15 protein-coding genes and 4 pseudogenes are annotated in these 25,482 nt (G+C 40.6%); 14 read left to right on the top strand and 5 right to left on the bottom strand.

Features of this window, described 5'->3' with window-relative positions; translation table 11 throughout:
* Window positions 1–175: 175 nt before the first annotated feature.
* Together AHMF7605_RS21875 and AHMF7605_RS21870 are read right to left on the bottom strand one after the other, a co-directional pair.
* Entirely contained in the window at window positions 176–1,708 is a 1,533-nt protein-coding gene (locus tag AHMF7605_RS21875) for an IS1182 family transposase (protein WP_106925799.1), read from the bottom strand.
* Between the two features lie 399 nt (window positions 1,709–2,107).
* Window positions 2,108–4,438, bottom strand: a complete 2,331-nt coding sequence (locus AHMF7605_RS21870; RefSeq protein ID WP_106932135.1) for an ABC transporter permease — start codon at window positions 4,436–4,438, stop codon at window positions 2,108–2,110.
* A 556-nt stretch (window positions 4,439–4,994) separates the two neighbouring features.
* Here AHMF7605_RS21870 and AHMF7605_RS21865 point away from each other — a divergent pair.
* Window positions 4,995–5,426, top strand: a complete 432-nt coding sequence (locus AHMF7605_RS21865) for a hypothetical protein (protein ID WP_146153646.1) — start codon at window positions 4,995–4,997, stop codon at window positions 5,424–5,426.
* A gap of 30 nt (window positions 5,427–5,456) precedes the next feature.
* On the opposite strand, the gene AHMF7605_RS21860 is transcribed toward AHMF7605_RS21865, so the two are convergent.
* On the bottom strand, window positions 5,457–5,639 hold the full coding sequence (locus AHMF7605_RS21860) for a hypothetical protein (protein ID WP_106932133.1): 183 nt from the start codon (window positions 5,637–5,639) through the stop codon (window positions 5,457–5,459).
* 574 nt (window positions 5,640–6,213) lie between these two features.
* Here AHMF7605_RS21860 and AHMF7605_RS21855 point away from each other — a divergent pair.
* From AHMF7605_RS21855 to AHMF7605_RS21845, 3 genes are all read left to right on the top strand, one after another.
* Window positions 6,214–8,577, top strand: a complete 2,364-nt coding sequence (locus AHMF7605_RS21855) for a PAS domain-containing protein (protein WP_106932132.1) — start codon at window positions 6,214–6,216, stop codon at window positions 8,575–8,577.
* A gap of 264 nt (window positions 8,578–8,841) precedes the next feature.
* A complete protein-coding gene (locus AHMF7605_RS21850) occupies window positions 8,842–9,762 on the top strand; it encodes an AraC family transcriptional regulator (RefSeq protein WP_106932131.1) in 921 nt (306 codons plus the stop codon).
* A 425-nt stretch (window positions 9,763–10,187) separates the two neighbouring features.
* Window positions 10,188–11,792: a tail fiber domain-containing protein gene (locus tag AHMF7605_RS21845; RefSeq protein ID WP_106932130.1), complete on the top strand. Its 1,605-nt coding sequence runs from the start codon at window positions 10,188–10,190 to the stop codon at window positions 11,790–11,792.
* A 166-nt stretch (window positions 11,793–11,958) separates the two neighbouring features.
* On the opposite strand, the gene AHMF7605_RS21840 is transcribed toward AHMF7605_RS21845, so the two are convergent.
* Entirely contained in the window at window positions 11,959–12,264 is a 306-nt protein-coding gene (locus tag AHMF7605_RS21840; RefSeq protein WP_106932129.1) for a hypothetical protein, read from the bottom strand.
* Between the two features lie 1,084 nt (window positions 12,265–13,348).
* Between AHMF7605_RS21840 and AHMF7605_RS31195 the strand changes: the two are divergent.
* The 6 genes and pseudogenes from AHMF7605_RS31195 (at window position 13,349) to AHMF7605_RS21810 (ending at window position 20,694) form a co-directional block, all read left to right on the top strand.
* Window positions 13,349–13,975: pseudogene (locus AHMF7605_RS31195) on the top strand (potassium channel family protein).
* Between the two features lie 145 nt (window positions 13,976–14,120).
* Window positions 14,121–14,813 (top strand): tetratricopeptide repeat protein, encoded by a 693-nt coding sequence (locus AHMF7605_RS21825; RefSeq protein ID WP_106932127.1) that lies wholly within the window; start codon window positions 14,121–14,123, stop codon window positions 14,811–14,813.
* A 492-nt stretch (window positions 14,814–15,305) separates the two neighbouring features.
* Window positions 15,306–15,649: pseudogene (locus AHMF7605_RS31190) on the top strand (recombinase family protein); the annotation flags it as partial.
* Window positions 15,623–15,868 (top strand): helix-turn-helix domain-containing protein, encoded by a 246-nt coding sequence (locus tag AHMF7605_RS31185; RefSeq protein ID WP_394336240.1) that lies wholly within the window; start codon window positions 15,623–15,625, stop codon window positions 15,866–15,868. The pseudogene AHMF7605_RS31190 and the gene AHMF7605_RS31185, both read left to right, overlap by 27 nt.
* Window positions 15,869–16,012: 144 nt before the next feature.
* Complete coding sequence (locus AHMF7605_RS21815) at window positions 16,013–19,708, top strand: lectin-like domain-containing protein (RefSeq protein WP_106932126.1); 3,696 nt, start codon at window positions 16,013–16,015, stop codon at window positions 19,706–19,708.
* Between the two features lie 177 nt (window positions 19,709–19,885).
* A pseudogene (locus tag AHMF7605_RS21810) lies at window positions 19,886–20,694 on the top strand (IS982 family transposase).
* Between the two features lie 131 nt (window positions 20,695–20,825).
* Here the strand turns inward: AHMF7605_RS21810 and AHMF7605_RS21805 are convergent.
* A complete protein-coding gene (locus AHMF7605_RS21805; RefSeq protein ID WP_106932125.1) occupies window positions 20,826–21,866 on the bottom strand; it encodes a Fic family protein in 1,041 nt (346 codons plus the stop codon).
* Window positions 21,867–22,067: 201 nt separating this feature from the next.
* On the opposite strand from AHMF7605_RS21805, the gene AHMF7605_RS21800 reads away from it, so the two are divergent.
* From AHMF7605_RS21800 to AHMF7605_RS21785, 4 genes and pseudogenes are all read left to right on the top strand, one after another.
* Window positions 22,068–22,841, top strand: a complete 774-nt coding sequence (locus tag AHMF7605_RS21800) for an SIR2 family NAD-dependent protein deacylase (protein ID WP_106932124.1) — start codon at window positions 22,068–22,070, stop codon at window positions 22,839–22,841.
* Window positions 22,842–22,864: 23 nt separating this feature from the next.
* Window positions 22,865–23,062, top strand: coding sequence for a hypothetical protein (locus AHMF7605_RS21795; RefSeq protein WP_106932123.1), 198 nt, complete (start codon window positions 22,865–22,867; stop codon window positions 23,060–23,062).
* A gap of 171 nt (window positions 23,063–23,233) precedes the next feature.
* Window positions 23,234–24,139 (top strand): annotated as a pseudogene (locus AHMF7605_RS21790) (IS3 family transposase); the annotation flags it as partial.
* Window positions 24,140–25,037: 898 nt separating this feature from the next.
* Window positions 25,038–25,481: a hypothetical protein gene (locus tag AHMF7605_RS21785; protein ID WP_146153645.1), complete on the top strand. Its 444-nt coding sequence runs from the start codon at window positions 25,038–25,040 to the stop codon at window positions 25,479–25,481.
* Window position 25,482: the final 1 nt, after the last annotated feature.

Below are 25,482 nucleotides of genomic sequence, written 5' to 3'. Positions count from 1 at the left end.
ACAAAAAATGGGTTCATTCTTAAGATGGCTTTATGAGAGGGATATTTCCCAAAAAGACCTGCTACTACCCGGTCTTTTTAAATCTTTTAATTCCGTCGTGGCTGTTGCACAACTCCCTTTTGAGCCGCGTCCTATTTCCCTATCTGAACTCAATGCTGCTCCTAATAGTGCTCTCTTAGTGGAAAAACAGCTTAGTAAAAGCAAAAGAATAGCTGCTAAAAGCAGATTCTTGATTCTTTTGAAGTGCCAAAGCTTGGCTGACCGCTTTCACCGGTTTAAACTTCAGATATTTCTTCAAGTTAAAAGCAGTGGTGGCCAGCAGCATCACCTTGTGAGCCCCGGCTTTACCCCGCACTCCTATTTTCCGGAGACCATAGTAATGAATTAAGCTGCCGAAGACCGGCTCTACCGTGCTTTGTCGAACTCGCTTCATCCGTTTACCTTTTCTACTTTGCTGTCTTTCTAATGCTCGTCGATATTCCGAATCGTATGCAGTACGGGTGATTTGGCGGCATTGGCTTTTGGGAACGCAAGAAGATTTGAGCGGGCAATGTTTACAGTCCTGGTAGGTAGCCCGGTAGATTTTTAGCAAACCTCCCTCCGCATTGGTGTCATAGGTCTTAAAGGCGAGTATCTTCCCGGTCGGACAGGTGAAATAGTCAGCTTGTTGGTCATAAGGAAAACCTTCTATCTCGGACTTGTACTGGCCAAATACGGGTATCCAGCCCGTTATCTTTCTTTGCTCTAAAAAGGCGTAGTTGCTACCGTTAGAATAGCCACCATCCGCTAGCAGTTCCTTTAGACGTAGTTCATTATCTAGTAGCCGTCGCTGCAATCTCAGCGTGATAGCCGGCAAATATTGGCTGTCCCGCCCATCAGCCAAATCCGCTTGAACATGGCTGATAACGCCTTTGGCTGTATCCACCGCCAGGCTGCAATAATAGTTAAGTTGTCTGGCTTTGCCCGGTTTGACCGATATGCGGGCATCCGGATCGGTGGAACTGTAGTGCGTTTTATTGCTGACCAGGCGGGCCTTCTCGTGCTTACCGCCTAAGCCTTTGGGAGATGCTTTCAGCTGATCTTGGTGCTTTTCCAGTTTTCTTAACTGGTACTCCGGAGCCGAGAGGAACTGTTCTGGCTTTCCCTCTTTATTCTGGTTGGACTTCTTTACTACCGCTTCATTCTCGAGGATAACCTTCGTTAAGTGCTTTTTCACCGACTCGGGTGATTGTTTTAAAAGCAGGCTATCCATCGAAGCATTGGCCTTAATGGGGGCGGAGTCAATCGCCTGCCGATGACCGGCTACCATGCCTTTCTCGACACATAAGCGAAAGACTCTATCAAACAGTAGCTCAAACAACTTCTCCGGGTAAAGCTGCCGAGTACGAGAAACCGTGGAGTGCCAGGGCAAGGGCTCATCTATTTGGTAGTCTAAAAAGTAAAGCAGATCTAGTCGGAGGCTACAGTGCTCGATCAGTTGGCGGTCGGAAACAATATTCTCCAGGTAACCCACCAAGCAGAGCTTAAAGAAGACTACCGGATCGATCGACTGCTGACCACATCGTCCGTAGTAAGGTTGGGTAAGCTCGTAGAGAAAATCCAAATTCAACTGCTGTTTCAAGCGGCGATAGAAGTTGTGTTCTGGTACATGTGCCGAGAGCGAAAAAAGCAACGCCTTTTCATCTTCCAAAACCTTTCTGCCTTGCATAACCTTAAAAAATAGTCCTATCCTTCTTCAACGATTAACTTCAATCAAGGGGTTGTGCAACAGCCACCGTCGTTTCCTGAGACAGATTTGGGATTGACCCGTCCTAAAAACGTTAACCGTTGGTTATTAATCCTTACTCGGAGTTGACCATTATTGGTTCCTCTTGTTTGACGTTACTGGCCAACGTTGCTAAATACTTTTTTTATAGTAGTTTTTCCATCTTCTTTTCAGGTACCCTGTCTGGTGATGGGCCTGTTCGGGATCCAGCAGGTCACAACTTAGGTAGGGACGCTTGTAGTTGTAGAGAAACACGGCTTGCTCCAGCACCCATCGCGCCTGAATCAAAGAATACACCCAGCGATGAAGCAGATATTCCTGCTTAAGAATTCCATTTAGCCCTTATTCCGTTTTCAAACTCTTCACCGGGTTTGCCATTGCTGCTTTTATAGCTTGAAAACTTATGGTGAATAAAGTTATTAGTATTATAGATAGGCCGGTAATTACAAATATGTAGGGTGTAATGCGGATGCGGTACGCATAGCTTTGAAGCCAATTACTCATCAACCACCCCGCTGCAGGAAGAGCAAGCGTCAATGAAATAAAAATCAACTTTAAAAAATCTTTTGACAGCATCGTTGTAATGTTGATGACGGAGGCGCCGATTACTTTTCTCACCGCGATTTCTTTTCTTCTTTTTTGGGCAGTGAATGCTGCTAGGCCAAATAAGCCCAGGCAGGAAATAACAATGGCTAATCCCGCAAAATATTTGGATAAGGCAGATACTCTTGTTTCTGATTCATATTGCTTTTGATAAGCTTCCTCCAGAAAATTAAATGTGAACGGTAAACCGGGATTATAATTTTCATACAAGCGCCCAATGGCGGCAATAGTTTGTCGTTCATTGTTTACCTGCACCCTGGCCACGATTGTATTCCCCGGCAGTAAGGACAGATAACAAGGCTTTATTGGCTCATGCAAGGACTCAAAATGAAAATCCTTTACAACCCCAATAATCTGCATTTTATTACCAAACTTAAGGATGTTTTTCCCCACTGGATCTTTTAGCCCCATCATTTTAGCCGCTGTTTCATTCAAGACAATTTTTGTGGAATCGGCGCCAAAACTCCGTGAAAAACTTCTGCCTTCTTTAATTTGCATCCCCATCGTTTCAATAAAGTCATAATCAACTTCAAAAGCTTCAAAAATAAGTTCACTGCTAGGATCTTTTCCTGGCCAATTCATACCGTAATGGGAATAGCCATGCCCAATCATTTTATGCAACGTAGAGCTGGCATTAACGACGCCCGGAATATTTTTAAGTTCTGCTATAAATTCTTTTTCTTTACCTCGTATGTTACCTTCTACAGACAGGCGAAGAATATTATTTTTATTATAACCAGCGTCAGTGTTTTGTATTAATTGTATCTGCTGATAGATAACCATTACGGCAACAATTAAAATAGTGGATAGGGTAAATTGAAAAACCACGAGTCCTTTTCTCGACAACACTTCCGCTGCAGAAGTATGGAGTTTGCCTTTTAATACAGAAAGAGGATTAAACTTAGACAAATACAAAGCCGGATAGCTGCCGGCCAGTAAACCGGTGCCGAGAATAATTACTATAAGATAAACGATGATAGTCGTGTCAAAATTTAGAATGATTTGTTTTCCTGTAATCTGATTGAAGGCGGGCAATAGCAATATGGCAATTGCTGCTGCCAATACGGTTGCTAATAATGTAAGCAACAACGATTCGGAGAGAAATTGAAAGATGAGCTGTTTACGATCGGCGCCAATTACTTTCTTAATGCCGATTTCTTTTAAACGGCCGGATGCCTTTGCGGTGGAAAGATTCATGAAGTTGATACAGGCAATCACTAAAATAAATATGGCCAGTATTGAAAACAGTCTCACATATTCAATTCTGCCGGCGCTTTTCGCATTATTGCCGTAATTATTATGCAGGTAAAGATCTGAAAATCTTGCTGCCGAAACTTTACTGGTCGTATCGCCGAAATTGACCGCAATTATGTTGGAGACTTTTTTGTTAAAGGCTTTAATATCCGTTTTTTGGTCTAACAATATATAGTTGTGTGGGCCTTTATTCTCCCATCTTGTTACCCAATCTTTAATAATTTTAAAATATTCAAATGATAGTACAAAGTCAAACTGCTGCGAGGAATGCTTCGGTACTTTTTCAAACACGCCGGAGACATAGAAGGTTGTTGCTTGATCAAATCGTACCGGCTTCCCGATAATATTTTCGGTAGAACCAAAAAGTTTCTTTGCCAGCTCGTCCGATAGCACAATGGAATTTTTGTTTTCGAGTACTCCATTTTTTTTGCCTTCGATAAGTTTGAAAGAAAAAATATGGAAATAATCCTTACCGGTATATTGCCCATTGGCTTTAATATTTTTGTCGCCAACGGAAAGCGTGTATTGTGGAAACCAGTTAGACGGTGCGACGGCTGCTGCATACTTAACTCCCGGTATTTGTTGCTTAACCGCATCGCTTAACAAGCCCGATGATTCTTCTGAATTGTTTTCCATGAGCTTGTATATGCGATCCTCATTAGCAAAGAATTTATCATAGCTCAATTCGTCCTTCACCCATAAGAAAATAAGTAACGAACAAGCAAGTCCTGCCGATAAACCAAGTACATTTATAAAGGTAAATTGCTTGTCTTTTACAAGATTTCGCCAGGCAATTTTAAGATTTGTTCTAAACATAAAAGAAAGTTTATTTAAACGCTTATACTTCTCCTTTTTTATACCTGTAACTGTTATATCTTAGCAGCGCAGAAGTTATGTATCTGGTTACTATTTACCGCATCCGAGTTTTGGGTCTAAAAATATGCCAGAAATCAAATGCTTAATTATCACTTGGTTGTGACAAAATAAGGCATTAAAGTGTTCGTTTTTGGTACAAGCATTGAACGTTTTTGGAACACGATAACGAGGAAGTTTATGAACTATTCGACCAATTAGGCAAGCTGCGAGAATACCCTATTTTAACTTTGCGTTAACGAAGCACAGTAGGTAATTGGGGCTTGTCTAATTTATAACAACAAAAGCATTAGCATTAATAAAATAGCTGTTCCCTCGCCCGTATGGTTGCTGCGTGGCAATCTCACAATATAACAAAACCTAGAAAAGATCGCTTATTTACCATAAGATTCGTTATTAAGACTAAGTTTTTTAACACTTACTAGTTGATTTAATGGGGATTACGTATACCACCCTACCCAGTCCAAATGGGTGGCTCGGGGGAATAATCCTTATAGACGTGAAAAGAGAATTAAAGAATGCAGCAGGGCGGATTTTTCTGACCATCACCTACGAGCCAGCAACCGGCTGGGTCTATAATAATTGGTTGGGTTCGCAATGCCTGGCCAGTGTTCAGCAAGGTGCCGACGCCAGCCTGGAAGTAGTAGCGGATAATGAAAGTTCCCAGCTACTAAATGATAACCGGTTAGTGGCGGGCCCCTGGAGCCAGGCCACCGAATGGCTTGTCACCCACTGGGTTCCCCGAGCCCTCACAGCCGGATTGACGCATTTTGCCCACATTACTAGCCCAGAACCCTTAGCCCGTTTATCGGCCGAAAACCTGCACCATCGAATACGAGGAGCTTTTCAGATGCAAATCTTTAACAAGAAAATTCAGGCAGAAGAATGGTTACAGCAGGCGCAAGCCGAATTGATAGTAGCCAAGAGGTAGAAAAACTTGCCTCAAAGTTAGGGTCTTAGTCTAAGAGCAGTACTTGATCAGGAAATTGTCTTGGTGGAGTAAGCCTAATCCTTTCCGGCAAGCTTCCGCCCAAGTAGTAAAATCACCCCAAACCTTTTGTTCAATAATGAGCAGATACCGTCCACTATAAAGCTGTTTTAACCTCTCGCGATTGGTTTGATAGAAGGTGATGTTGGCTAACATAATTTATCTTTTAAACTAAGGAAAGCACCTCTGCCAGGTTGAGCGCATTACACCTAAAACGCTTACTTAGTTCCTGGTGGTATTTTATTGGTAAAATATTATTTTTTCTGCCATAGCTACCAGAGAAGCGATGCTTTCATAAGCAGGATATCCTTAGCCGGTTTAAATATAGTTAATAATAGATATTAAACCTAATTAATACTCCTTAATCCTCTATTATCTTGCTATCTCCTCATCAGAATGAAAAATCAATCTTGTTTTTCGAGATGCCTATTCGAGATTACTATTCAGCCAAAAAGACCTGCAACTACCAAGTCTTTTTCTTTCTCTTATTTAAGTCATTTTTGAGATAGATTTATCAGGTGACTCATTCTGAAAAAAGTTGACCGTTGGTCTCGTCCATCCTGGTTTAAAAGTGGTCCATTTGCGGCTTGACACGTATATCTGGGAAGAATTAAAATCCTACTGCCTTCATGTAGGAAATATGGCCATTAAAAGATAGGTTCCTATTTAAAGTTGCTTTTTTAGCTGTAGTTTACATTTTCCTAAATAATCATGATATAGATTACGTATAATGGCATCCAAATTAGATAAATCAAAACTACAGGTTTTTGAGACGGTTCCCGATCTATATTTAATTCTTTCCCCGGATCTGATCATCCTTAATGCCAGCAATGCTTATTTAGAAGCCACTTTCACTTTTCGGGAACAGCTTATCGGTAAACATATTTTTGAGGCATTTCCGGATAATCCGGAGCAGGTGGATGCGAATGGGGTTTCAAAAGTTAGATCATCCTTAGAGTATGTATTAAAACATAAAACACCCCACAAGATGGAGGTGCAACGGTATGATGTTCCGCGGCCTGCCCATTTGGGTACCGGCTTCGAAGAGAAATTCTGGTACCCCATTCATACTCCCGTTTTAAATGCCGATAAGGAAGTGGAGTATATTATCCAGAAGGTAGTAGATATCACCAAAGAGATTCAAAGAGAGGAGGAATATAAAAGTTACGTCAAAAAATCTGCTCAACAAATTGAGGATGTTGTTTCAGTAAAAAATCAGATACAGGTTGAAAAAGAAAAGCTTTATTCCTTGTTTATGCAGGCTCCGGTTATTATTGGCGTTTTAACCGGACCCGATCATGTTTTTGAGCTCGCCAATCCCAAATATAGGGAGTTGGTGGGGATTAATCGACCAATAATTGGTAAACCCGTGCGGGAGGCATTACCGGAATTAGAAGAGCAAGGGCTCTTCGAACTTTTAGACCAAGTCTATCAAACCAAAACAGCCTTTGTCGGCAATGAGATGCCTGCCAAACTTGCCAGGAAAGCCACAGGAGAGCTCGAGGATGTATTTCTTGATTTAGTTTACCAGCCCTACCTGGATAGGGCAGGTAATACTTATGGGATACTGGTTCACGCCATTGATGTAACGGATCAGGTGATAAGCCGAAAAAAAGTAATGGAAAGTGAGCAACTGGTACGAACCGTGGTCGAAAGCTCTCCCTATCCCATAGGGGTTTACGTGGGCCGGGAGAAGTTGCGGATCCAGTTTGCCAATCAAGCCTTAAGAGATGGCCTAGGAAAAGGAAATGATGTAATTGGCAAGTCGTATCGAGCCTTGATGCAGGAGTTAGAAAACCAGCAAGTGTTTGAACAAATGGATCAAGTATTTGATTCTGGACACCCTTTGCATGTAAAACAACAGCGACTCGATATGGAGATAGCAGGAAAGGTCCAGCGGTTTTATTATAATTACAGTCTTACGCCGCTGGTAAATTCCGCGGGGGAAGTTTATGGAATAGTAAATACGGCGGCCGATGTGACGGATCTTGTGGTTGCCCGGAAGGAGGTACAAGAGAGTGAACAACGTTTAAGTCTTGCCCTGCAAGCCACCCGGGATGGCATTTGGGATTGGGACTTTATCAACGATAAAGCCTGGTGGGATGATCGCTATGCGGAAATCACGGGAGCATATATACCGGAAGAGGAAAGAGGCTTACAAAGCATGAGTCAGTATATCCATCCCGAAGATGTAGATAAGATAAAGGATGCTTTCCAAGCTCATGTGGAAAAAGGAGTAGAGTTCGAGGTTGAATATAGAACACTTCACCCATCCGGAGAAATCAGGAATGTTGTTGCCAAGGGAAAGGCAGTGCTAAATGAAAAAGGTAAAGTAATTCGATTAACGGGCACCCTATCTGATATTACAGCATTAAAAAAAGCAGAAGAAAGTCTGAAACTGAAAAATGAGCAGCTAACCATCGTGAACAACGATCTGGATAATTTCATTTATACCGCATCGCATGACCTGAAAGCCCCCATCTCTAATCTGGAAGGATTGTTAAACGCCTTGGTGGAAGAGGATACTATCAGGGAAGAGCAACAGCCGTTAGTTGATAGAATGTTTCAAGCCGTGGAACGTTTTAAACACACCATCAAAGATTTAACGGATATTTCCAAACTGCAACGGATGGAGCTTCAAGAAGTGGAGTTAGTATCTTTTACACAGATATTGGAAGAAGTAAAGCTGGATATCCGAGAACTTATAGAAACATTTAATCCCATGGTGACCACTAATTTTAAAATTTCGGAAATCCAGTATTCCAAAAAAAACCTAAGAAGCATTATTTATAATTTAGTTTCTAATGCATTAAAATATTCCTCCCCGGACCGTAGAGCGGAAGTACATATTTCATCCTATAAAGAAAAGGATCAGATTGTTTTACAAGTGTCGGATAACGGCCTGGGCATCATTAAAGAAAACCAAAAGAAGATATTTGGCATGTTTACAAGAGCCCATCACCATGTGGAAGGCAGTGGTATTGGATTGTATATTGTTAAAAAAATAATTGAAAATAGGGGTGGAAAAATTGAATTGGAGAGTCGGGAAGGGAAAGGCTCTACCTTTAAAATTTATTGGAAGGCGAACGAATAATTTTTAAGGTACGATTGCTTTTAGAAGGAAAGGGCTACTCGCCCTTTTTTACTTTTCCCTCTTCGAAATTCAATTAACTGCTTCCGGGTCCATTTCCTCTTGAGTCTCCAATTTTGCCCTATAAGTAAGCTTTTGTTAAACAAGGATAGGTCTATTTCCTTTTTCCATTAGTTTTGAAGACAAACTTGCCAGTCTATTTTAGAGTTATAAAGTGACTATAGGCATAATAATGTATATTCGCTAGCGGTCTTGCCTACCCTTAAAATGATACATCCAGAGGAATTACAGAAAGATTATATACGTCGTATAAACCTTGCATTGAATTACATTGAGGAGAATCTAAACGCCGATTTATCTTTAAACTTGGTTTCCACCGTAGCTTTTTATTCTCCTTATCATTTTCATAGATTATTTAAAGCCGTCATTGGCGAACCCTTAAATGCGTATATAAGCCGCCGAAGGATTGAAAAAATTGCTTCTATCTTAATGCAGAATAAAGTCGTTAGCCTAGCGGAGCTTTTGCTCCAATTCGGTTTTAACAGCCATTCTTCCTTCACCAGGGCTTTCAAGATGTATTATGGATTAACACCCTCGGAATTTAGAAAAAGAATGCCTGATAGATTCAGTAAGATAAGTAGACTAGATAGCAAGAATGGACAAATATCTTTGATCATTGAACCATATATTTGCAACATTATGGACCATTTAAACTGGCTGACAATGAATGCAAAAATTGAACTTAAAGAGAACCCAGATATACATTTTGCCTGCCTCACCCACATTGGTGTAAAAGGTGTAGAGAAAGCCTTTGATCAATTAATTAAATGGGCCCAGCCAAAAGGACTATTAAAAAATCCGGATACTAAAATAGTTAGAATATTGCACGATAGTAATAAAGTAACGGCTTCCACTAAAATCCGCATGAGCATTTGTCTCACCACGGATAAACCCTTTAAGGAAGCGGGAGAAATAAAGGCTTTAACTATTCAGAAAGGAAGAAGTATTGTTGGGCGATTTACTATAACTTTTAACGATTTTGAACAAGCCTGGAATAGTCTTTTCGTTTGGATGCAGGAACATGGCTACCAGAAATCGGAACTTGCCCCTTATGAAGTCTACCATAATGATTTTCGGAAACAACCGGAAAATAAATGTATCGTGGACTTCCATATTCCGATTAAATAGGAGGTACTAAATCGAAATGACTAGTAATTATCCTAAGCTATTAAAATACAGCACATTCTAGCAATTAATAGCCTTTTTTCTAAACCATTTTAAACTACTCTATTTTACTTCCCCGCTTCGTCAGTAAACTTATATACTTCCATAAAAATTTTTCGGTTCTCTAAGTACAAGGTTGCCCGTATATGGCGAACGACTTGGTTATATCCTCCAGAAGCATATTGGTTAAATGGTTATTATTGAATAATTTAGTCGGTACATGAACCGAGTATTTCCTAAAATTATTCTTGCATTCTGATACCTTAAAGCTTTAGCTTGCAAGATTCCTCCACCCTGGTAGTTCCTTTTAGCATACCTACTAAAAGGAACTTGTTTCGTCTGCCCTCCTGAACTAAGCATTTCCTGTCACCTACCTTAACTTCAACATTATGAAAAGAATTACCCTTACCGCCTTAGGCTTCCTATTTTTAGCTAATTCTGATATCCAAGCTCAATGGAAGCTGGGTGGAAATAATCTTACTACAGCGGAAAAGATAGGTTCCAACACCGGCTATTCGGTCATCTTTGAAACAAATAACCTGGAAAGGGGCAGAGTTACTGGGGCAGGTTTATGGGGACTGGGCGTGAAAGCGCCGAATGCCAAGCTCCACGTGAATAGTACTAGTAGTCAAATTCCTTTTCGGGTCCAGGTAAATGGAGTAACCAAGTTTCTGGCCCATAATGCTGGTGGCGTGTCTATCGGGGCCAATGTAGTTCCTCCCAGCAATGGCTTGTATGTGTTCGGACCCGTAGGCATCGGTACTAATTCCCCCGCTGCTAAATTGCACGTAGAAGGGGGTGGAATATCTATGTATGGCAACAGTAGTACCGGAACCGGGGTTCAGGGTCAGGGAGCCACCTATGGTGTTTATGGTTCCAGTGAAAATGCCGACGGTGCGGGGGTATTTGGTACGGGTAAAAGGGGCGTATATGGTACGGGCAGTACTTATGGCGTGAATGGTTATAGCAGCACTAGTACCGGAGTTTATGGGAATGGCAATGTTGGAGTGTACGGTAGAGGTACGGATACGGGCATCTATGGCGTGGGTAGTAGTTATGGGGTTTATGGGTTTACCAGCAGTGGGATTGGCGTTTTTGGGACCAGCAACAGCAATATTGCGGTTTGGGGATCTAGTTTCCGAAATTATGGGGGAAACTTTTACTCCAGTTCCAACCATGGTTTATGGGCTGAGACTGGATCAACGGCCTCTGGTGTTTATGCCGGAGCCTTTAAAGGCAATGTTTTTACGTATGGCTCCTACCTACCCAGCGATAAAGAAATCAAGAAAAATATACAGGACTTTGGCAATGCAATAGATATAATAAACAAGCTTAATCCTAAATACTATCAGTACCGGGAAGATGGAAAATATGCCTCTCTTCAATTGCCTAAAGGTAACCACTATGGCTTACTAGCCCAGGACTTAGAACAAGTTTTACCTAATCTGGTAAACGAAATGCCTTTTGCATTGAATTCGGATACTCAAGTTAATAATAAACCTCAAGAAATGAGGCCCTCTGCAAACGAAGATCTTGCCAATGCAAGGATAGATCCCCAACCAGTTACAAGAGACATTCTGAATACAAAAGCCGTAAATTATACGGAACTGATTCCTATCATGATTAAGGCTATGCAGGAACAACAGCAAACTATCAATATCCTAACAGATAAAATTGCTAAATTAGAAGCGGGTGGTAGAATGAGTGGAAGTAACAATTCCGAGCATTCAGGTTCATTAGGCGTTTCACTGGAACAAAACACTCCTAATCCAGTTAACTCCACTACTACTTTCCGCTACACTGTTCCTGCTAATGCTACTGCTCAAATTCTTGTCTATAATTCTGCTACGGGAAAACTGGTAAAAACTTTACAGGCTCCTGCTAGTGGGGAGATACAGATGAATGGGAATGACTTACCAGCGGGTAATTACATCTACACCTTAGTGGTGAATGGCAAACAGGTAGCTTCCAAACAGTTAATCTTATCGAGATAAGGTACCTATTAGTAGAACGAACAAGATAGATATCTGAGTAATGGAATGGCTTTTTAGATGGTAGTACGCATACTATAAGCATAGTGTTAATTACCACTAACAACAATATTCTAGCACATTGAACATATATAGTGAAATTGATAATGGTAAATAGTGGTGCCCCTAATTACTTATATCTGAAATCATCAAAATCATAGTCCTCATCACTGTAGTTATCGTCACTGTAATCATCTATGACTTCATCATTATCCATAGATTTTGCCTCCTCTTCAAACGCAATTTTAAAGTTATCATTATTATAAAAAATTTTATCCAGTTCATCATCTTTATGAAGGTAATATCTTAATTTCTTATAGCTTGGAATAGGAGTATCTATTATTTTATCATCCTTGTCCTTTCCCAAGGAATATATTGGTAGTGTTAATCTGGGGCAATCTTGACCAGTTATAAGTATCTTTGTTCTTTGATTCATGAGGCATTATTTTTCACCAAAGTAATACAAGAGAACCTTGCATATAGCTATTTTCTAAGGATTTAACAAAAGGATAATTTTAAAATAATAAGAGTAGGGGAATTACTATTAAGCCTTGCCTAGTGACACCTGCACTATCTTATAAACAAACCACAATTCATAAGCTAATAGAATCCAGATGTATATTGTCTAGGTAAGTATTTAGAAAAGAGGTGCTTTTAAACTCCCTCACTAAATCTATCTCTTTATCAGCTATTCGATAAAAGGCCTTAGCAAAGAAACTACCCATGAAGTACAGGCAGATATTATATACACTACTGATGCGAGCAACTAGGAATTCTCCTTTAGCTCAAACCAAAGAGGCCCTCTGTTCATGAATATTCCGGTTAAAGTCGTGGAGTTTCATTATATATTTATATAATATATTAAATATAATGCCAAACTAACCAGTACGTATACTTTTATTGCGCTTCCTAACCTAAGGCTTATATGGTTATGGACTTGGACTAATTTAAATAAGCTTAGCCGGCAATCTACTTCAAATTTATACAAGTAGACAGTTATGGGAGCGTTCTTCTGCCTTATAGGCAAATAACCTGATTCAGGCAGAAGGCCACTTACAACTTAAGAATTCTCTCCAAGCAAGATTTCAACGCGGGTGGATCGTTCCCGTAATTGAATTCATTACCCTGATATTTGACAATTAGTTTTCCTTGAATAAGGATGTCGGGTCGCACGGTGATCCCGTACGCCCGTAATTGATCATAATTTTGGAAAATGCAGATATGTTCAATTAAGCTTTTTAAGGCGAAGTTAGAAGAGTCGGTGGCCATAATTACTTTCTTAAAAATGGCGTAGTTTTTACGTTAATTATCAGAAAATGATTGATTAATATTTAAGGAGTTTTTTACTATTTAAAAATTAGCGGAGAGAGAAAGATTCGAACCACTCCCTAAATTAGCGAGCAGTTGCCATATAATTGGATATAGGTATCCTAGAGCAAATGCAGCAAGAAAATAGCTTACTCTAATTTTAATATCCTGTATGGAGAAATTTCCTACTTTAGAGAAATACTCCATACAGGATGCAAGCTAATTATAATGAAAAGTTAGGCTTACTAAATCTATTAATTATTGTTTTAGCCATTTACGTTTTAGGTGCCCTGATTGTAGAAACCATTTTTAAACTACCTCCTGAAATATCCCCACTACTTAGTCTACTAGATAATACCATTTGTATTTTCTTTCTAGCAGATTTTCTTTACCGTTTTTATAAATCAGATAATAAGTTGAAGTTTATGCGCGGGGGATGGATTGACTTAATTTCCAGTATTCCTGCCGTAGATTTCTTGAGAGCAGGTTGAGCTATTAGGCTAATTCGATTATTGCGGATTCTACGAGCATTTCGTTCTACTAAGCACCTGGTTAATCACATCTTCAAAAACAGAGTTCAAGGCACCTTCTCCGCAGGAGCTACCATTACCGTGTTAATGGTGTTATTTTCAGCCATTGCCATTCTGCAAGTAGAAACGGATCCAAACAGTAATATTAAAACAGCGGAGGATGCTTTATGGTGGGCTTATGTAACAATTACCACAGTAGGTTACGGAGACAAATTTCTAGTTACTACCGAAGGGCGGGTAATAGCCGCACTTTTAATGACTATTGGAGTCGGACTGTTTGGGACTTTTACTGCCTTTGTCGCCTCCTGATTTATAGAGGAAAAGAAAACATATAAAGAATGAGGCAACAATCTAACATTGTAAAGCAAGCTAACAATACTGAAAAATCAGTATTGATAGCTTGCTTAACTGTTCGCTACTTTACTAGTAATACTGACTTGCTTTATATACCATTATGAAAAACTATATCCTGACATTTCTCTTACTTGGTCTTGTTCATCAATATAGCTTGGCTCAGATAGCTTCCAGTGATCTAAGGCAAATTAAAAATGCTGCTCAGTATAAGGAAGGCGAAGAGGTCTTACTGAAACATTTCGCCAGATCCACAAGACTAACCAGGGAAATGATGAGCAACCCAGAAGTCTGCACTGTTTTAGGAGTTATTAAGGTAAAAAAAAGTGGTACAATTGAAGATATAGGAACCTTGAATAAAGTGCCTAAAGCCTTTAAAGATCAATTTTTTCAGGTGGCCAAGCTAACGGATGGTAAGTGGCTGCCTACGAATGATACCTCCGATTTCTTTTATGTGGTTATCCCAGTTCAGTTTAAACTTTCTGGAGCAGATTATAATGTGAATGTAGAAAATATTCCTACATACTTCCATGAATCAATAGTAGTGGTAGGTTATTTCCCAAATAATGGTTTTTACAATTATCAGGAGGATAGCAAATACTTGGCAAGAGTAGAAGAATTTATGGCAAAGGGAAAAAATGACAAGGCAATTGAAACAATGGAATATCTACTAAGTAGACAGCCGTTAAATACAAACTACTATAGAAAAGCTATTGATTTATATGAGAAAGCGGGTAGAAAGGAAGAGGCAGCGTATTATACTGCTCTGATGAAAGTAATTTCAGCTAAGAGTTAACTAGTTGCCAACTTTTATGGGAGGGTAAACGGAAGGGAGAGTAAACTGAACTGTGTCAGTGATTATTGATATTGTCTTTTAATCAATCTTCAAACCTAATGTAAAGCGCTCGATAAAGTCAAACACCAGTTGTATAAGGATCTAACTAGTATAGATTTAAAACAAATGGGAATAAATCAAATTTTACAACAAGTTTCATCCTGCCTTAGTGTTTTACTAGGCCTGCACTAGATTGTTCAGGACGATAAATAAAATGAGAACCCCTATTATTCGGGATAAAAGCCTACCAATTGCTTACTCTACAAATATAAGGTGTTACAAGCGAATATCTACGTGAACCAAGAGCTACCTGAATTTTTTTATTAGACCGTTTTCTGAGACGAAAATAGAGCCTCGAAAAAGAGGCTTTTTCTCGCTAAAATCCGTCTCAAATGAGCATCTCACAAATCAAAAGTAATTTTGTATATTTGAAATGGCATTCGTGAGACAAATATGAAAATTGGCTATGCCCGGGTCAGCACCCAGGATCAAAAATTAGAATTGCAACTAGACGCTCTAATCAAACAAGGTTGTGAGATGGTCTTCCAGGAAAAGAAGTCGGGGAAAACAAGGAACGACCAGAGCTGGAGAAGCTCTTGGGGCAGCTCCGAGCTGGTGATACGGTGGTGGTGTGGAAGCTGGATCGACTGGGTAGATCCTTACGCGATTTGATTGACCTGGTCGCCGAATTTCAAAAAAGGGGAGTGGACTTTGTGAGTTTACAGGATGGGATTAATACGGCTACTTCCACTGGTCGCTTTACCTTTAACATTTTTGCTTCCCTGGCCGAATTTGAGCGGGAGATCATCAAGGAAAGAACCAAAGCCGGCTTAGTAGCCGCTAGAGCTCGGGGTAGAGCAGGGGGGAGACCGGGTGGTTTAACGCCCGAAGCACAAGAAAAAGCCAAGTCAGCGAAAGTTCTTTCCGAATCTGGTAAACGAGCGGAAGAGATCGCAAAGATTCTGGGTATTTCCCGGGCTACTTGTTACCGGTACTTAGAAGCAACTGATTCATAAAATTGTACTACCAATGAAACTATCCCATTATTTATTGGCATTTTATGCCTTATTAGTTGGTATTTCACTTTTTTATGCACTACTCTTTGTACCTTCCATTTTGGTTCATTTGCCGACTACGGTTTCGAGCTATTTTTTCTGGCTATGCGAACACGTTTCTCTTTTAGTAAAAAGCTTCTCTCTCCATTTTTAAATCTAATTTGGTTACTGGTTCTTATTTTTTCTACTAGCCAATCTTTTGCCCAAGTTAACCTAGCTTTAAACAAACCGGCTACGGCCTCCTCGGTCCAAATGATGACGAGTTACACCGCTGATTTGGCGTTTGATGGTAATACCACCGGAAACTCGCGCTGGTCCAGTAACACGGGTGCTACCGCCTGGATCTATGTGGATTTACAAGCCGTCTATAATATTACGCAAATAAGCCTCTGGTGGGAAGCGGCAAGTGGCCGGGATTATCAATTACAGGTAGCATCCGCTAATCCGGAGGTAGAAAGTAGTTGGACAACTATCCGGACGGTAACCGGTAACACCACTTCTGGTTCTTACCTGAATTATACGGGTTTAACCGGAAATGGGCGCTACGTGCGCATGAATGGCACGGCCAGAAATAACGTTTACGGGTACTCTTTATTTGAATTTCAGGTGTTTGGTACGGCGAATGCGCCTCCGGTTATTTCTTCCAACGGTGGCTTAGCCACCGCTTCTATTTCCATGGCCGAAAACATTGCTGCTGTGACTACGGTTAACGCGACGGATGAAAATGTGGGAACCCTGACTTACGCCATTGTGGGGGGAGCGGATGCGGGTAAGTTTACCTTAAATCCTACTTCCCGGGCTCTTAGTTTTAACAGTCCCTACCCCAACTTTGAAGCGCCTGGTTCAGCTGCCGGCAGTAATACGTATACGGTTATTGTTCGCGTAACCGATAACGGGGGGTTAACCGATGACCAAACTATAACGGTAACGGTAACGAATGTCAACGAAGCACCCGTCGTTGGTACCATCACCACCTCTCCCCAGGTGGCGAATACCGCCCTGCAAAAAGCTATCGCCAATTTAGTAGCTACCGATCCGGATGGGGGTAGTAATGCCATTGGCAGCTTTCGAATTGTTTCGGCACCTACTTCGGGTACCTTATATATTAACAATGTGGCGGTAACGAGTGGCAACAGCTTCACCGCTACGAATAATCAGCTCAGTGGTTTATCCTTTACACCGGCAGCGGGTTTTACCGGTAATGCGACGTTCACTTATTCGGCGACCGATAAAAATACACCTACCGCGGCCACTTCTACTACCGCCAATTATATTATCCCGGTTACGGCCGATAATGCAGCTACTTACACCTACACGGCCGCTACGGGATATTCTAAATTCGGGCTGCAAAATGGCGCCATCCTAGCCACTGCGACCGACCCGAATGGCACTATTACCGAGGCAGTTGTAACCGGCACAGCCTTACCCGCTTTTTTAACCTTGAATGCCAACGGCAATATTACGGTAAATAGTACCACGGTAGTAGCAGGCACTTACAATTCTACGGTGACACTCACCGATATTAGAGGCGGCAGAACCATTGATTTACCCCTAACTCTGGTCATCACCAATGATAATTACCAGGCTAATGCCAACGCCATTAAAACCGGGGAAAATTGTTATCAATTAACCGCCGATGTAGCCAACCAGCGGGGCCAAGTTTGGCGGGCCACCCCCATTTCGTTAAGCAATGCTTTTGAAATTAGTTTCCACGCTTTTTTTGGGAACCACGATGGAGCGGACGGAATAGCTTTTGGATTTCAGCGTACCAGTAATCCGTTATTTGCGGTAGGGGCGCCCGGCGAAGGTATTGGCTTTGGGCACGGGGCCAGTGCTGCCACGCCGCGCTCCGGCGGGATAACCCCTTCCATAGCGATTGAATTTGACACTCATAATAATAATAATGTTAATATAACCACGGACCTTGCCGCGGACCACATTGCTATTTTCAAAAATGGCGAGGAACGGCAACCGGTATTACCCGCGGTACAAATGAGCAGTACTTCGGCTAACGTGGAAGACAATGCCACTCACCTGATTCAAATTGTCTGGAAAAATACTTCCAATACCTTATATGTTTATTTTGACGGGGTCCTGCGCCAGCAATATTCCGAAGATTTTGTCAGTACCGTTTTTGGGAATAATCCCTCGGTTTATTTTGGATATACGGCCAGCACGGGCAGTTTAACCAACCTGCAGAGTGTGTGCGATATTACGCTTAATCCATTGGATTCGGATGGCGATGGGGTTGCGGATGCTCTGGATTTAGATGATGACAATGACGGTATTCCGGATACATTAGAATCGAATGGGGTTGATCCAACCACCGACATTGACAATGATGGTTTACCTAACTTTCGGGATACTACTCCGGGTGGGGGCATTGTCTGGGTTGATACCAATAACGACGGAGTGAATGATACTTTTGATAAAGACAGGGATGGCATTATTAATGCTTTTGACCTGGATTCGGACGGGGATGGTATTACCGACGTAGTGGAACAAGCACCTTATGGCTTTGTACCTGCTACCGATTACGATAACAATACGGGTCGCCTGACCAGTCTAGTAAATGCTAATGGGATTCCCAGCAGTTCCCTGACACTCACCAATGCCAGCTTGGACGACCGGGATGGAGACGGATTAAAAAATTTCCTGGATATTGATTCGGACAATGATGGACTGCGCGATTACTTGGAAGCTCAGGCAACTCCTGGCCAAACCCCGGTTTTACCCGCTGGAACGGATGCCGATCGGGATGGAATAGACGATAGATACGATGGAACCTGCGGGTGTACTACCAACGGAGTGCCTTTAAATCCGCAGAACTTTGGCCTGGATGGCGATAATTACCCGGACTATCTGGATTTAAACAGTGATAATGATCGGTATCAAGACGCTATCGAAGCCTACGACAGTTCCAATCCGGCGTCGAATGTGGGTTATTCTATAACAGAATTAAAAGCCTTAGCTACTCAATTTACTACTAACGCCACAAATGCGGGTAATAACGCGGCCGCTCTTTATTATAGAAACAACTTGGATACCGATAGCGACACGGTACCGGATTGGTTGGAAGACGATGATGCAGATGGTATTTTCAATTATTTAGATGTGGGTAATAGTTTTTACCACGAAACCGATCAGGATGGTTGGGTAGATTTTTTTGATCCTTCCACTTTTGGTACGGAGCCTACCCCCAATTATGCTTTCCGGGAAAATGCGATAAATGTGGCTCTACCAATAGAGCTAGTTACATTTACCGCTAAAAATAACAAAAATCAAGTCCTGCTTTATTGGGAGACCTCTTACGAGAAAGATAATGATTATTTTTTAGTAGAACGAAGCTTGGATGGTATCTCTTTTCAGGTGGTTGGTAAAGTGAAAGGAGCGGGCTCCAGCCAGCAGCTTCTAACGTATACCTTTCCGGACGGACAACGTGTAAACGGAACAAGTTATTATCGTTTAATCCTGGTGGATACTAGCAGCCAAACAGCAACTAGCCCGATTATTTCAGTTAAACGGGAAGGAAGCTCACTTCCTAATATAACCATCTATCCCAATCCAACAACGAGCCAGTTTACTTTAAATATAACGGCTGCTGCCTCCGAAAAGGTGCAGGTAATTATTAGCGATATAACCGGAAAAATCCTTCAGACTAAGATCATACCGGTTATTGCTGGCTATAATGCAATAGATTTTAACTTAGAAGGCGTGCCCAATGGTATTTACCTGGTTCAGGTAACTGGTTCGGCCTTTCACCTGTTACAGCGAATGATCAAGCAGGAAGTGGTACCTTAAGGATTATTCTTTCTTTCAAGAAAGATACTACTCTTTTTTGCCCAGTTTTTCTAACCAGCCACAAGCCCGAAAAACCGCTTTTTTTAATTAACTCAAGTTGCGGGATATAAAAAGAAGTCTGTCCTACCCATGATCAAATACGTTTTAAAGCTTGGGAACCATCAAAATGTAAAAGCCATGAAAGAACAGACCATTGCAATATACTGCTTTATTGACGATTTTTTCACACTATTGGTAGAAAAAGTGATATTCATTGCAAGATTTCCGATGCCGAAATACTCACCACCGCTTTACTGGCTGCCCGCTACTTCTATGGCAATCTTTCTTCCTCTTGCACCTATTTGAAAGAACACCACGGGGTTAAGATGATTGACAAATCCGGCTTTATCCGCCGTTTACAGGGCCGGCAAAATCCGCTTATTGCCTTGTTTAGGCCAAAGCCTGAAAGAACTCAATACGGGCTGTCGCTATCTAATCGATTCCTTTCCCGGAGCGGTTTGTGATAACATCCGGATTAACCGGTGTTATATTTTGCAAAATGAAGCTTACCGCGGTAAAAATGCTAGTAAGAGGCGTTATTTCTACGGTTTTAAGGTACAAGTGATTACCACAGAGGCTGGCCTGCCGGTGCAATTTTATATCCATGCCGGCTCTTTTGCCGATGTAACCGCCCTAAAAGCTATGCCAGTTTATCTGCCGGAACAGAGCCAGCTTTATGCCGATAGCGGCTATACCTGCTATGAACTCGAAGATCTGTTCGCCGAATGTGAACAAGTGGAGTTACGAGTCTGCCGTAAATCTAAGGCCAAAAGAAAAGAAGAACCATACGTAGCTTTTTTAAAAACTATTACCGAAAACGCATCGAAACCACTTTTTCCGGCATCACTAACTTCTTCCCTAAGAAGATTCATGCCGTTACTGCCCAAGGATTCATTCTTAAAATAATCTTATTTATCTTCGCTTTTACGCTCACTAATTTAGTCTAATAGCTCGCAACTTGAGTTAAGTAGGAAAAATAGAAGGGTTTTTTGTCCACTTATTTCTGCTCTTCCCTAGATAGTTCAGCTTCCTATTAACCGTTTAAAGAACCAGCCTTTAACTAATGTAAAATAGGATATTAAGCAATCGTATAATTTGTACCTGGGCCAACTCCATGCTTTTCCAAAAGGCTTTTATTAAATAGATCGGACAATATCCGCTTTACAGTTGGATTAGGTATAGCTAATTTTTTTGCAATATCGCCTGATTTACAACCAGGATGATTTCCAATGAACGCCATAATAGATTTTTCTCGAGGAGATAATTGACCTTCTACCCCCTTGATTTCTAATTTTTGCATTAACTGCTCTTGTATTTTTTTTAGGGCATCAAAAAAGAAATTCACCCAATCGCTTATATTCTCCCGAGGTCGCTGAGCTTGGCAACTTCTTAAAACTCGGTAGTACTCTGCTTTTCGGTTTTCTATTTCATGTTCAAAGCTGACATACTGTGTCCATTTATAGCCTGTTTTTAGTAACAGTAAAGTAGAGAGCAGCCGGCTTAAGCGGCCATTTCCATCTTGAAAAGGGTGAATGCTTAAAAACTCGTATGTAAATAAAGCACATTTTACCAGCGGATGCGTTTCGGCATCCTGGTGGTACCAGGCAATCAAGGCGCGCATAGCATCTTCTGTGGGAAATCCGGCAGCAGTGGTTTGGAAGATGATTTGTTTGGTACCATCCGGATAATTGGCTTCTACCGCATTACTATGCTGCTTGTAATTACCCTTGTGCCAGACATCCTTTTTACTATATTTCATTAGGATGTTGTGCAAATTCTTTATACTACTTTCAGTAATAGCTATATCCTCAAAAGATTCGGATATAATATCTAGCGTTTCAAAGTAGCCCATTACCTCTTGAGAATCCCGGTCTTCTAGTTTGGTAATGTTAATTTGGTTTAGCAGAACTTCTACTTCCTCATCACTCATCCGAGATCCTTCTATACGGGTAGAGGCACCCACGCTTCTGACAGTAGCGATAGATTTAAGCTGTTTTAAACTTTGTCCTTCTTTTCGCTCGATAGAAGACCAGGAAGCATCAAATCGATCAATTTGGCTGATGAGATTAACTAATGGCCAATCTAAGTTAATTGTAAAAGAGAATACATTATTACTCATGTTACAAATAAAGCACTTTTACTAAATAAATGATACGATATGATACGGTTTGATCTAATATATATTCGGTAGGATTATTTAAAAGAAGAATTTGGGTGTTCCACTCTCTGCTAATTTATATTATTTCAAATATATAGTATATTCGTTGATTCCGTTGTGCCTACTCGCTAGTTAGGGGATATTGCATTACAGCAAAACAGTATGAAGAAATACAAGTACCTCGAATACTTCCCTAAACCATTTTTGGATGACTTAGTGAGTAACCGTTGTTTGCCTATCATTGGAGCAGGCTTTTCTAAAAATGCAGAAATCCCAAGAAACAAAAAGATGCTAGATTGGGATGAACTGGGAAGAGCCGTCGCAGCGAATATTCAAGATTATAAATACACGAATGCCCTCGATGCTATATCTGCTTACTGTCACGAATATTCAAGAACTAATCTAATTGAGAAGCTTACGGATTTGCTGTTACTTGGCTCTGTTAAACCAGGGAAAACCCACAAGGCATTTTGTGAGCTTCAATTTGATATGGTATGCACCACAAACTTTGAATTTTTACTTGAACAAGGATACTCTTTAATTCCAAAATATTGCAGACCAATAATTGATGAAGACCAACTTTCAATTGCAAATACAAGTGATGGAATAACCATCTTAAAATTGCATGGAGATTTGCATCATCCAAATAGGCTCGTTATAACAGAGGAAGACTATGACAGGTTTTTAAGTAGAAATCCTATGCTAGCAACATATTTAGCGAATCTGCTAATTATGAGAACTCCATTGTTTATAGGTTACAGTTTGGATGATACCGATTTTAGGCAAATTTGGCAGGTCATTAAAGATAGGCTTGGTAATCTCAGGCGCCAAGCTTATGTTCTAAAAATTGATTGTTCTCCACATGAAAAAGCTAGATTTGAAAGACGAGGGGTTAAGGTTATAAATATAAAAGGAAACGGTAAACTCCTGAAATAGCTTTACACCAAGAGTATAAAGCTATGAACAAAAGGGAATTAAAAGGAAACGTAAAAGAAGCTTATTCGTCTAAAGAGAAAAGGATCATGGTCGAAGAAATTCGTTCCGGCCTGCTATCTTTTCGAGAATCCATCCAAAAGCATCCAGTTTCGGGTTCCGTTTTACAAAAATGGAATCGCTGTTACTTTAAAACTAGGCTGCTCGGAGTATTATCGAACTAAACCTTCTTTTCATATGGCGCCATCCCAGACAAGAACTGAGCAATTAGAGCAGCAACTAGCCGAAGCGCTAGCCTAGCTCGCCCAAGTAAGGCTCCAGAATACCGCTTTAGAGACGATGATTAAAGTAGCGGAAAAACAGTTAAGCATAGACATCCGAAAAAAGTCTGGTTCCAAACGGTCCAAGCGTTAAACACGCAGCATCCCTTAATTGGTTTAGGGAAACTGTGCGGACTGTTTGGAAAATCAAGGCAAGCTTATTACCAGCAAGTATGGCAACAAGATAAAAAGCAGGTAAATCAAATGACTATTGTACAAGAAGTTGTAAAGTTGCGAGAGCAATTACCTGGTGTGGGCACGGGAAAACCACATCATTTGCTAAGTGACTGCTTAGCTGAACAGCACATAAAATTGGGGCGGGATAAGCTGTATGATTTGTTGCGGGAGCATCATTTACTACGTTCTAAGCGGCGCAAATGGGCAAAAACAACCAACTCGCAGCATCCATTTTACAAGTATGTGAATTTAGTGAAAGTATTCACGGCGACCCGCCCTAATCGGGTATGGGTAAGTGATATCACCTACATCAGAACAGGTCGTGATTTTAGCTATTTAAGTTTAATCACGGATGCTTATTCTCATAAGATTGTTGGTTGGGCTTTGGACACCACCTTACAGACGAAAGGACCGCTAGCCGCTCTACAAATGGCAGTTAAGACTTTACCCAAGGGAAAAGGAAGCTTGATCCATCATTCGGATCGAGGTATCCAGTACTGCTGCCAGGAATATATTCAGTTACTTTGCTCCCGTGACATCCGCATCAATATGACCAACCAAGGAGGCCCCGGAGAAAATGCCGTAGCCGAAAGAATAAACAGAACCATTAAAGAGGAATTCAACTGTCGGGCTTTTATCTCCGTTGACTTGGCCAAGGCCGCTATTACCAAGTCCATCCTGGCTTATAACCAACTGCGTCCTCCTGCTTCCTGTGATTACTTAACCCCTAATCAGGCCCACCTAAAGGAAGGAACACTGAGAAAGCGCTGGCGCAAATACAAAAGAAAAAATCCCGTCAACTAGGAGTTGTTCATTGAAAAATTAAATAGAATTTTTACCGTTTAACCGGTAAAGCTATTTCAGGAACTTACCTTTATAAATGAAACTTTTATGCAAGTCTAGGTAAGTAACTAAAATTATAAAAAAGCTTTTTACACATACTTCTTTTCTAACCAAGTGCTATTACACTCGGTCAAAAACGCAAGATTTACATACTCTTTTTAGATGTTTTAGAAGATTTAAGGCTTGTATTTAAAGTAAAAATTTATTAAGTATTGTATATATACATTATACTTAATTAACTAGAGCTATCTCTCCATTCTTCCCTCTAATTCTAAAATCTGCTAATCACTATAAAATTGCTCCTATTAAAGTATTAGAATAATACAATTATAAAAATTTAATTCTCCCGTTAATATTTCCCATTAGAAATTCATTGAAGTACTTTTACGAAGTAATAAATGCAGCTATTCTTAATAACAACCAGCTCCGAGAGCGTATAGCCTAATTTTTATTGAACTAAGCCATCAAGCCTGGTTTTGCCCTATTTAAACGAACAAGATTAGGCAGGCATGTTTAAGTAATTTATTTATATACAAAAACTTATAAAGTACAACTTGACGCAAAAGTTAAGATGGGAGTATTTTGTCCATTCATTTCAAATTATATAGCATGAAGAAAGACTTACTATAAAAAGATTTAAATAAGCATCCGCCTTATTAGGCTTGTGTTTTACTTCCTCTTACAAATCCTATTTAGAGAGTATTTATACTTTCCATAAGGTTTTTTTGGAAGCGTAACCTTGGGTAAGACAAGTAAAATGGCGCCTTCCAAACTACGGCTTCTCTTTTAACTAGTAAGCCTTAGTTTCTAAAATATCAACACGGAACCGAATACATTTTTTCAATAATTTTCTTTAGCAATGAAAACTAAACTTTTACTAACTCTCTTTATCTTTTTCGGGTGTGCCATTCACCTGATGGCTCAATCTTTAAGCGATCAGGCCAGGGTACTGCAGAAATGCGTTGGTCTGGCAGAACTACAAGAGTACTATCCCCGCACGGCTAATGGCAATGTAAAACAATTGTATGTCATGCAGCACGGCGTTTCCTTTCCCAGTAACTTGGTTGTTACCAAAAATGGCAAGCCTTTGGTTTTTAAAACCAAAGAAGAAGTTAAAGCCACTAAAATAGATGCCTTTTTCCTGTTTCGGGAATTTAAAATAACGCAGAATACTGCTCAGGTAGATTTTGCCTACTACTATCATTTCAAAGGGGGATACGAAGAATTTATACCCGTAACCTTGGCCTTGCAAAAAACAGGTGACACCTGGACCATAACCCAAACTAAAATCCAGGAGAAATAAA

It is taken from the genome of Adhaeribacter arboris, assembly GCF_003023845.1.
Taxonomy (GTDB): domain Bacteria; phylum Bacteroidota; class Bacteroidia; order Cytophagales; family Hymenobacteraceae; genus Adhaeribacter; species Adhaeribacter arboris.
Note: the sequence above shows the minus strand (reverse complement) of the source record. Positions and strands in the feature narration are given on the sequence as shown.